The sequence below is a fragment of the Sulfurimonas sp. genome, from assembly GCF_016744025.1.
Taxonomy (GTDB): Bacteria; Campylobacterota; Campylobacteria; order Campylobacterales; family Sulfurimonadaceae; genus Sulfurimonas.
This window is the reverse complement of the sequence record NZ_JADGFC010000108.1, coordinates 1-9,147: the sequence shown is the minus strand read 5'-3', so window position 1 is coordinate 9,147 and position 9,147 is coordinate 1. Positions and strand designations below refer to the sequence as shown.

Genomic DNA, 9,147 nt, shown 5'->3' with positions numbered 1-9,147 from the left:
TTCTTTGTTTTTGGTCGAATAAGATTAGCAGATTATCGATTAATCCTATCTTTCAACTTACTTTCAAAAAATTGCACTTGATTTTAGAATTGGCGAAAGACTAACTATAAACTAGTTAGCATCTATATATTTTGGGATTAGACTTTTGATTTTTTGATATACTTCTTCAAAGTCAGTTGAGTAAACTCTTGTATTTGCCAGAGAAGTAATGAAGTTCGTATCTCTCTCCCATCTAGGAACTAGATGCATATGTACATGTTCAGCTATCCCTGCACCACCTGCCCGACCCAAATTCATACCTATATTTACACCCTGAGCATTAAAACCTTCTTTTAAGAGTCTTACACCCTTTTGAGCTAAAGCACTCATTTGTAACCATGTCTCAGATGGTAAGTCTTCTAGTTTATCAGTATGCTTATGAGGAATAATCATAAAATGACCAGGAGTATATGGATATAGATTCATAACCATAAAGCAGTGTTCATCTCTGTAAAGAACATGTTGCTGCGTATCGTCATCCGCATGAGAGCTTATATGGCAAAAAACACAACCATCTATCTTTTTACCAGTGATATATTCATCTCTCCACGGTGCGTATAAAATATCTTCCATAATTATCCCTTAATTTTATTCCATTACTTTTATATAAAATTCGGTGCGTCGTTTGCAAAGAGAATAATATCTCCTGCCGTAGTTTGAGATGCAAGGACATCTTGAATTTTTGATTTATCATGAAGTATAGTTTTATTTGTAACTGTTAGGTTTTTATCAAATAAAGCAGAGTTTAAAGCCCCTGTAACTATTACTATATCAAAAACATCATTGATAGCATCTATTAGTTTTAGGTTAAGCTCATCGCTACTCTCAACAAGTCCGGGAGTAACTATAACTTTTCTACCCTCGTGAAGTGAACAGAGTCTTACACCCTCAAGAATTCCATCTATATTTCCGTTATAACCATCGTCAATAATTATCTTTCCACCAGCTACTATTTTTTGAAGTCTATGTTCTACTGGAGTTAATTTTCTAACTGCCTTAATAATCTCTTCATTACTCATACTAAAGTTCTTTGCAATATTAACTGCTGCTTCGATATTCATAGTTTGAAAAGATCCTAAAATATTTGTATTTAAAGATAAAATATCATCATCTATTTTTAATTCAAACGTAGTTGCATCTATATTAGCATCTATATTTTGTATGTTATCACCAAAAAAAGTCACTTTGTCGTGTGGTTCATCAGTTACTGAAGTGTGTATAAAAGCACGTTTAAGTCTTGGTGATTGCATAATTTCTAGTTTTGTTGCTATGATATTTTTTAAGGTTTTAAAATACTCTAGGTGAGCTTCTCCAACTTTTCCAACTACAACAACTTGAGGTTCTAAAAAAGTTGTAATATCATAGATATCTCCACTCTGTCTTGCACCTGCTTCACAAACATATATCTCAGTGTCAGCTGGTAATGATTCATTTACATCACGCATGATTCCACCAAGAGTATTTACACTTCTTGGAGTTGCATATACATTGTACTTAGTAGAGAGTATCTCTGCTACAAAGTTTTTGATGCTTGTTTTTCCATAACTTCCCGTAATTGCAACTATTTGAAGGTTTTGGATAGAAGAGAGTTTCTTTTTTGCCTCTTTTTTAAATGCTACAAATAAAAACTTTTCTATCATTATACTACCTATATAAGCGATAGCTAGAGGCATTAATACACCATAAGTTCCACATGCTTCTTTTAGAGTACAAAGGACATCTTGGAAGAGAACCAGAGAAATTAGTAAAATTAAAAATCTTTTTACTCTCCAAGTTAAAACAAGTTTTTTATCAAGCTTCTTGTGCCAAACAAAGATAGAAGGAAGAACTGCAAAGTAAAAAAAGATTGGGAAAAATTCATCTGTTGTGTAATAAGCGATAAAAGGTATAAAAAAGTACATCACATGCCAATGAGGCTTATGATGTTTTAAAATGACACGAGAAAGTTTATAATCATACCACTGCAAGTTTGTGATTAAGTACCATCCTAAAACAGTCACAAAAAGAACATTTGTTACAAAGGCTGTTAAAATCTCAAAATCAAACATTATGAATGTTCCATAGTTTTGAGAAATATACTTTGTATCTCATTAGATACTTCTTCTGCATGATTCATAAAAAAGTAATGATCACCATCATAAATTTTCAGAGTAGAATCTTGTATAAGCTCATCTATCTCTCCAGCACAAGTCAATGGAGTTGCTGTATCTTCTCTACCCCAACAAAGCAATGCTTTGCCATTATAAGAAGTAAATTCTTCAGAAAAATCCTCATCTACAACATTTTTAAATGTTTCATACATTGGTTCACTTAGATGCTTCGCATCTTCTGCTACAAAGATAGAACGAAGTTTTGCAAGTCCAAAAGTTTTAAATATTTTAAATATAGCAATTTTAGCTTTTACTTTAAAAGATTTAGGAATATAAATACCAGCACTAGAAACTAGAACTAAAACTTTAGGTTCTAATAAAACAGCTACCTTTCCGCCAAAAGAATGACCAAGGATAATCTCTTTAGATGCATTAAGATGAATCATAAGAAGTTCAACTATTCTTGCATAATCTTTAGTCTCTAGAGCAACATTACAAGTACTTCCTCCAAAACCGGGAAGGTCTATATAAATATGACGAAAAGCATTCATGTATGGAGCAAATGATTTTTTCATTAAACTTTTATTACTTCCCCAACCATGTAAGATGATTATATCTACAGGAGCTTGCGGATTTAATATTTCATAGCTAACATCTAAAGTATGGTGATTATACTGTATAGATTTAATAGCCATTATTTTCCCTTTGCCTGACTTATAGAGTGAATATATTCATAATTTACTTTTGCTCTTTTATTCGTTGGAAGTGAGTTGCAAAGTAGTTCTAAAGAAGCCTCGAAATTTTCAAAAAGATAATTTGCCATAGAACCTGGAATTGGGTTTATCTCATTTAAAAGGACTTCACCATCAACTACAAAAAAGTCACATCTAATAAGTGCGCCTTCAAAAAGATTTTTATAAACTTTGATAAAACTATTTTTTAGTTTTGCTTCTAAGGCTTCATCAATATCTGCTTTTAAAACTTGTTCTGAGCGTGAAAAATCCATATATTTTTTCTCAAAATCTAAAAATTCATTCTTTTGAGGTTCTTCTACTATTGAGACATGAACCTCCCCTTTTGACATAAAACCAGCTAAGTTATACTCTTTTACGCATTCAATAAATGGTTCAATTATCACAGAATTATCAAACTCAAAAGCAACATCTAAAGCGTAGTCAAGATCTGCTTCATCTCTTACAATACTTACACCTATAGAACTTCCAAGTCTAGCAGGTTTAACAATTATTGGATATTGCATATTGATATTATGATGTTCATTTGATGAAACAACTTCATAATCTACACTTTTTATTTTTCTAGCATCACATAACCATTTTGTATATCTTTTGTCATAAGAAAAAACACTAGCATCTGTTCTAGGGCCAATATATTTTATAGAGAAAAAATCAAGTAAAGATGCGATAGTTCCATCTTCTCCATCAGCTCCATGAATAAGGTTAAGTAAAGTACCCGAATGTTCAACTGTACTAAACATAGATTTTTGGCAAAAAGATCCATTTGTAATACTAAGCTGTGGCATCTTTTTATGTTCACCCTTAGAAAAGGTGTTTGCTTTCATCTTTGAAGCGTCTATAAGATAAAATTTATGGTCTTGATCACAAAAAATAAAACTAAGGTTAAATCCAGATAATTTTTCTTTTATTGTTATTGCACTTACTATACTAATCTCATGTTCAAAACTCGCGCCACCAAATAAAATTGTTAATTTCAAATATTATTCCTTACTTTGTAAAAATTTCTTTATATTTTTCTTCATCCCAGCCAACTATAACTTGACCTTCAAACTCAATAATTGGTCTTTTAAAAAGCATATTCTCTTTACAAAGCCATTCTCGTTTGCCACTATCATCTAGGTTTAAATCTTTTAACTTTAAAGTTCTGTATTTAGTACCGCGATTGTTAAAAAGAACAGCCATATCAATTTGTTCTAACCATTCATCAACTTTCACGCACTCAACAGAAGTCTTTTTAAAATCAATAAATTCTAAATCTATATCATTATCTTTAAAAAACTTTCTTGCATTTCTAACACTGCCACAAGTCGGTATACCGTATAGTTTCATAAATAAATCTCCTTAATTAAAACTTGCAATTATAGCATTTTTACCTTATTAGCACTACTTCAAAGAGTTTGAAGTACTTTTAGAGCTTCTTTAACAAGTGAGCCAGTATCACTACCTGTACATGCACTTAAAGCTTTAGAAATTTTATCTTTTTTAAAGCCTAAAGATTCGAGTGCTTCACTTGCTTGGTTATATGCTAAACTCTTTGGTGCGTCTGTTGACGAGATAAGTTCCACATCAAAGCCATTTAGTTCTACCAAGATTCGCCCTGCACTTTTAGGCCCAATTCCTGGCACTTTTTTTACACCATTCATATCTTTGTTATTAATCACTGTTGCAAATTGACTAGGTGTGTAAGTTGAACAGATTGCCATTGCAACCTTTGGTCCTACTCCATTTATTTTTATAAGTCTTGCAAACATCTTTTTCTCAGCCATATCCAAAAAGCCAAACAAAAGTTGTGCATCTTCACGTATGATTTGAGTTGTAAAGAGTTTAACCTCATCACTTCCTAAAGCAGAGAAAGTGTGCAAAGAGATAAAAACTTCATAAACTACCCCTTTAACATCAACATGTGCAAATGTTGGTTCTTTATATACTACATTTCCATTTATTCCAACTATCATTTACTCTCTTACCGCCTCTATTTCATATGAACCATCTTCTTGTTCTACAATAGCAAAAATTTTATCTAGAGAACCTTCTAGAGGGTTAAAAGAGACTTTTATCGGTGGGTCAACTAACTTAAAAATAATTTCATTATGTCCAATCCATTTGTCCCTATTAATTATTCTTGCATCAAAAATGTTATCTTGAAAAGATGCTGTCTTAGTAGTAAGCAAGGTAAGTTGATCATTTTTTATCTCAGACTCTTTTTGAATATTAACTAAGTGTTCTACTACTTTGTTAAACTGCTTAAACTGTTTAACAAAAGAGAGTGGCATCTTTACACCATTTTTTTTGTAGTGAATTAAACGTTTTTTTACATTGTTAAAAGTTACTTGATTATCTTTAACCAGTTTTTTATACTTATCTATCTCTTTTTTTATATTTTTTACTGCTTTTTCTAGATCTAAAATCTTATCTTTGTTCTCACCAAGACCTGCTTGGTCAGATTTTTTCAAAAGTGGATCTATCGTAAAAACATTCTCACTTCCTTGAAGCTTTTTAATCTCTATAACTCTTGAAGCAGTTGCATTAACATAAGACCCACATAGTTCTATGCTTATTTCTTTTGCTCTTATATGTCCACCTACAGCTTGAGATATTTCAACTACATCTCCGTCAATTTCACCATGTTCTAGTCTAGTTACATTAATGATTTTCCCATATGCATTTCCTTTGTGAACATTTATTTGAAGATTATCAGCTTTTACTCTTGCTGTTTTATGAGTTTGCCCACCAATAGTAGCTTTAAGTGCTGTAACCTTTGCATTAGAACCTACATTTCCATCTATCTCTATCTCACTAACCTCAACAACCATACCTGTACCAATGGCATCTTTAACTGAGTCTGTTTCTTTTACGCTTATATTAACATCTGAGTTAACACCGGCTTCTATAGAACCGGTAGTCTTAAAAGTAATCTCACCAACATCAACATCAGACTTAATCGTATACAGGCTTCCATCAAGAGCTATATATCCATTTTCAACTGCACGATATTCTATATTATTATCAGAGTCTATTATATTTATAGTTTCATCAGTAGTAAAGCTAGGGATATTATCTTCAAGAGGCTCTTTAGGTTCCATAAATTCACCACGACAGTTTCTTCCTGGTGTTCCCTCTTTTGGCTTTAAATATTCTATTAGGAGTTCATCTTTGTGGACACCTTGTATAAAGCTTCTATTTGAATAATCTACCTTTTCTAGTTCACTAACAGCTTCTTTTTTGTTGTAGTGAAAAATAAGCTTGTCATTAGTTGTAGGTGTAGGTTCATAAGCTTCAGCTATTAAGTATGTTTCATTCTTCTCATAGTAAGCGTTTTCTGCTACTCTAACATAGGCGTCTATCTTTGAGACTAGCTCAGATAATATTTCATCAAAAATACCTATTAGGATATTTGCACGAACCTTACTCTTATTAATAAGTATTAAGAGGTCTTGCTTAAAGTTTGGATTGTAAGAAACTTTAGAACCTTCTTTTATGCTTAGATATACTTTACATTTTGTAGCATTTGCTCCAATGCTTAAGTTAAAGTCATTATATGGGCTATCTTTGACTTTTGAAAATATTTCTATCTCATACATCTGTTTAATTTGAAAATTTTTATCTAGTAATGCGCCTTTATCTTCTAGTTCTGAGATATCTTCAATAGTAGCCTCTTCCCAGTCTACTTCTTTGTCTCCATTATTCATTCTCATATACATCTGTACTTCTAATATGTTAAAGTCTATCTTGTTAACATTCATATCATAAGATTTTGCGATTGTCATCAGTTCTTTTGCAACATTTTGTGTGCGCACAACAGTTGGACGAATCTTTTTTGATGATTTTTTAGAAGATGATTTTGTACTTGAACCAAATAGTGCCATTTTTACCTACATAGATTATATTTTAGAATTAAACACTACATTTTAATCAAATATTTGTTAAACTTTCGTAAAACCAATCAAAATACACAAAGAAGCCCATGTTTAAAGCAATTTTCACAAATAGTTTTGGAATTTTATTTTCAAGAATTTTAGGATTTATTAGAGATTTATTGACAGCATCTGTTCTTGGTGCAAACATCTACAGTGACATATTTTTCATAGCTTTTAAACTACCAAATCTTTTCCGTCGCATCTTTGCTGAAGGCGCTTTTACACAGGTCTATATTCCCGCTTTTGCTAAATCAAAACACAAGGGTGTTTTCTCAGCAAACATTTTTGTAGTATTTCTCTCTATCATACTTATAATCACTTTACTTGTAAATATTATGCCGGCCTTAGCAACACAAGCCATAGCAGTAGGTTTTGATGAAAAAACTATAGCATTAGCATCTCCATTTGTAGCTATAAACTTTTGGTATCTTCCACTTATCTTTGGGGTTACTTTTTTAAGTACTATGCTTCAGTACAAACATCATTTTGCAACATCAGCTTTTTCTACTGCTCTTTTAAACTTATCTCTTATTTTTGCTTTACTTCTATCACAAGATAAGAGTCATATAGATATAGTTCACTATCTAAGTTGGGGTGTAGTTATTGGTGGACTTATGCAACTAGCAGTTCATGTTATAGCTATTTATAAAATGGGACTCTCAAGACTTCTAATAGGTGGATTTAAACACCTAAGAGTAAAGTCAAAAATTATACAAAAAGACACAAAAGAGTTTAGAAGACAATTTTTTCCAGCTATGTGGGGAAACTCTACTGCTCAGGTAAGTGCTTTTTTAGATACTTTCTTAGCATCTTTTTTAGTAACAGGCTCTATCTCATACCTTTACTACGCTAACCGCATCTTCCAACTCCCACTTGCTCTTTTTGCTATCGCTACTTCTATTGCTCTTTTTCCTAGAGTTGCACGATATATAAAGAACAAGGATGAAGAAAAAGCCTTACTCTTTTTGCAACGAGCATTTTGGTTTTTAGCATTTTTATTAACTGCGAGTGCTATTGGTGGACTTGTACTCTCACGAGAGATTACTTGGCTTCTTTTTGAGAGAGGTGCATTTAGTACACAGGACACTCAAAACACAACATTAGTTTTACAGATGTATATGATAGGACTTCTTCCTTTTGGTCTTCAAAAGCTATTTGTATTATGGTTATACGCTAAAGAGATGCAGATGAAAGCAGCGAAGATAGCAACATTCTCTTTAGTTACTTACATCATCTTTGCATTATCTCTTATCTCGCCTATGGGAGTAAGCGGTCTTGCCCTTGCATCTACAGTAGGTGGTTTTGTGAGTTTCACTCTGACTATAAGGGTTTTTGGAGTAACAAACTTTTTAAATATAGTTCGTTCTAAGAATGCTATTTATCTTATTATTGGATCTGTAGTTTTTACTGGTGTGCTTTTAATATTTAAAGATTTTATTAGCTCTTATATTTTATAGCTTTTTTTTAACTTCCATTTTCAATCCTTCGCTTAAGTAGCGTTATGTAAGATATTTGCGAAATAACGCACAAAATGTAGTTTAATTTGAATATACAGTATTAAACAAACACGCTGACTTTAAGAATTTTATAGAATTATTCTCTTGTTTATCAATAATATGACAAATTAATATAGAAACGACAAAATAAACCTTTTTAACACACAAACAGTATGTAAGTTATTTATGTGATTTAAGATTATTTTACATATAATGTGTTTGATTAAATAGTTGTCTTCCAAAGTAATATTTTGCAAAATGTCATATTTTACTCTAAGTAATTTTTTTTTTGATAAAATGTCGATAAGTATTACATGAGGAAATATATATTGAGAGTATTAGATTTATTTTCAGGCTGCGGTGGCTTTTCATATGGATTTCAAGAAGCAGGATTTGATGTTGTTCTAGGTATTGACAATGTTGATATTGCTTTAAAAACATTCAAATATAATCATAACAATTCACATACAAAAAATGTTGATTTATCAAAAATAGATAATTTACAAGAGATAGTTAATTTTTTAAACGAGAAAGGTGGAGTTGATGTAATAATTGCAGGACCTCCTTGTCAGGGCTTTTCACTAACTGGCTCAAGAAAAGAGGATGACGAAAGAAACAAGCTTTTTTACTCTGTTTTTGAAATTGCAAAGATGCTAAATGACAAACCAAAAGCAATTATTATAGAAAATGTTCCTGGATTAGCAACACTGTATAAAGGTAAAGCTAAAGAAGAAATTGAAAGAAATTTTAAAGAAAATAAATATACTAAACAATCTAAAATTTTGTATGCTCCAAACTATGGTGTTCCCCAAATTAGAAAAAGATTATTTTTTGTAGGATTAGATGAGCA

The 9,147-nt window shown here is 31.5% G+C and carries 9 protein-coding genes; 2 read left to right on the top strand and 7 right to left on the bottom strand.

The window, feature by feature from the left end:
• Positions 1-111 precede the first annotated feature (111 nt).
• Genes QZZ48_RS12385 through QZZ48_RS12355 form a run of 7 tightly spaced genes read right to left on the bottom strand, consistent with a single transcriptional unit; the run spans position 112 to position 6,750 of the window.
• Positions 112-612, bottom strand: a complete 501-nt coding sequence (locus QZZ48_RS12385) for an HIT domain-containing protein (RefSeq protein ID WP_294966349.1) — start codon at positions 610-612, stop codon at positions 112-114.
• A 29-nt stretch (positions 613-641) separates the two neighbouring features.
• Positions 642-2,087 carry a UDP-N-acetylmuramoyl-tripeptide--D-alanyl-D-alanine ligase gene (gene murF, locus QZZ48_RS12380; RefSeq protein WP_294966347.1) on the bottom strand — a complete coding sequence of 482 codons (1,446 nt, stop codon included), beginning with the start codon at positions 2,085-2,087 and terminating at the stop codon, positions 642-644.
• Positions 2,087-2,824: an alpha/beta hydrolase gene (locus QZZ48_RS12375; RefSeq protein WP_294966345.1), complete on the bottom strand. Its 738-nt coding sequence runs from the start codon at positions 2,822-2,824 to the stop codon at positions 2,087-2,089. Before QZZ48_RS12375 ends, murF begins: the two co-directional genes overlap by 1 nt.
• On the bottom strand, positions 2,824-3,861 hold the full coding sequence (locus QZZ48_RS12370) for a D-alanine--D-alanine ligase (protein WP_294966343.1): 1,038 nt from the start codon (positions 3,859-3,861) through the stop codon (positions 2,824-2,826). Before QZZ48_RS12370 ends, QZZ48_RS12375 begins: the two co-directional genes overlap by 1 nt.
• Positions 3,862-3,871: 10 nt before the next feature.
• Positions 3,872-4,213 (bottom strand): arsenate reductase family protein, encoded by a 342-nt coding sequence (locus tag QZZ48_RS12365; protein ID WP_294966341.1) that lies wholly within the window; start codon positions 4,211-4,213, stop codon positions 3,872-3,874.
• Positions 4,214-4,272: 59 nt separating this feature from the next.
• Positions 4,273-4,839, bottom strand: coding sequence for a Holliday junction branch migration protein RuvA (gene ruvA, locus QZZ48_RS12360; RefSeq protein ID WP_294966340.1), 567 nt, complete (start codon positions 4,837-4,839; stop codon positions 4,273-4,275).
• Positions 4,840-6,750 (bottom strand): flagellar assembly protein A, encoded by a 1,911-nt coding sequence (locus QZZ48_RS12355; protein ID WP_294966338.1) that lies wholly within the window; start codon positions 6,748-6,750, stop codon positions 4,840-4,842.
• A 98-nt stretch (positions 6,751-6,848) separates the two neighbouring features.
• Between QZZ48_RS12355 and murJ the strand changes: the two genes are divergently transcribed.
• The gene (gene murJ / locus QZZ48_RS12350; RefSeq protein WP_294966337.1) at positions 6,849-8,258 is read left to right on the top strand and encodes a murein biosynthesis integral membrane protein MurJ; all 1,410 of its coding nucleotides are present in this window, start codon (positions 6,849-6,851) and stop codon (positions 8,256-8,258) included.
• A 368-nt stretch (positions 8,259-8,626) separates the two neighbouring features.
• The coding region (gene dcm, locus QZZ48_RS12345; protein ID WP_294966335.1) for a DNA cytosine methyltransferase at positions 8,627-9,147 on the top strand (521 nt) is incomplete at its 3' end.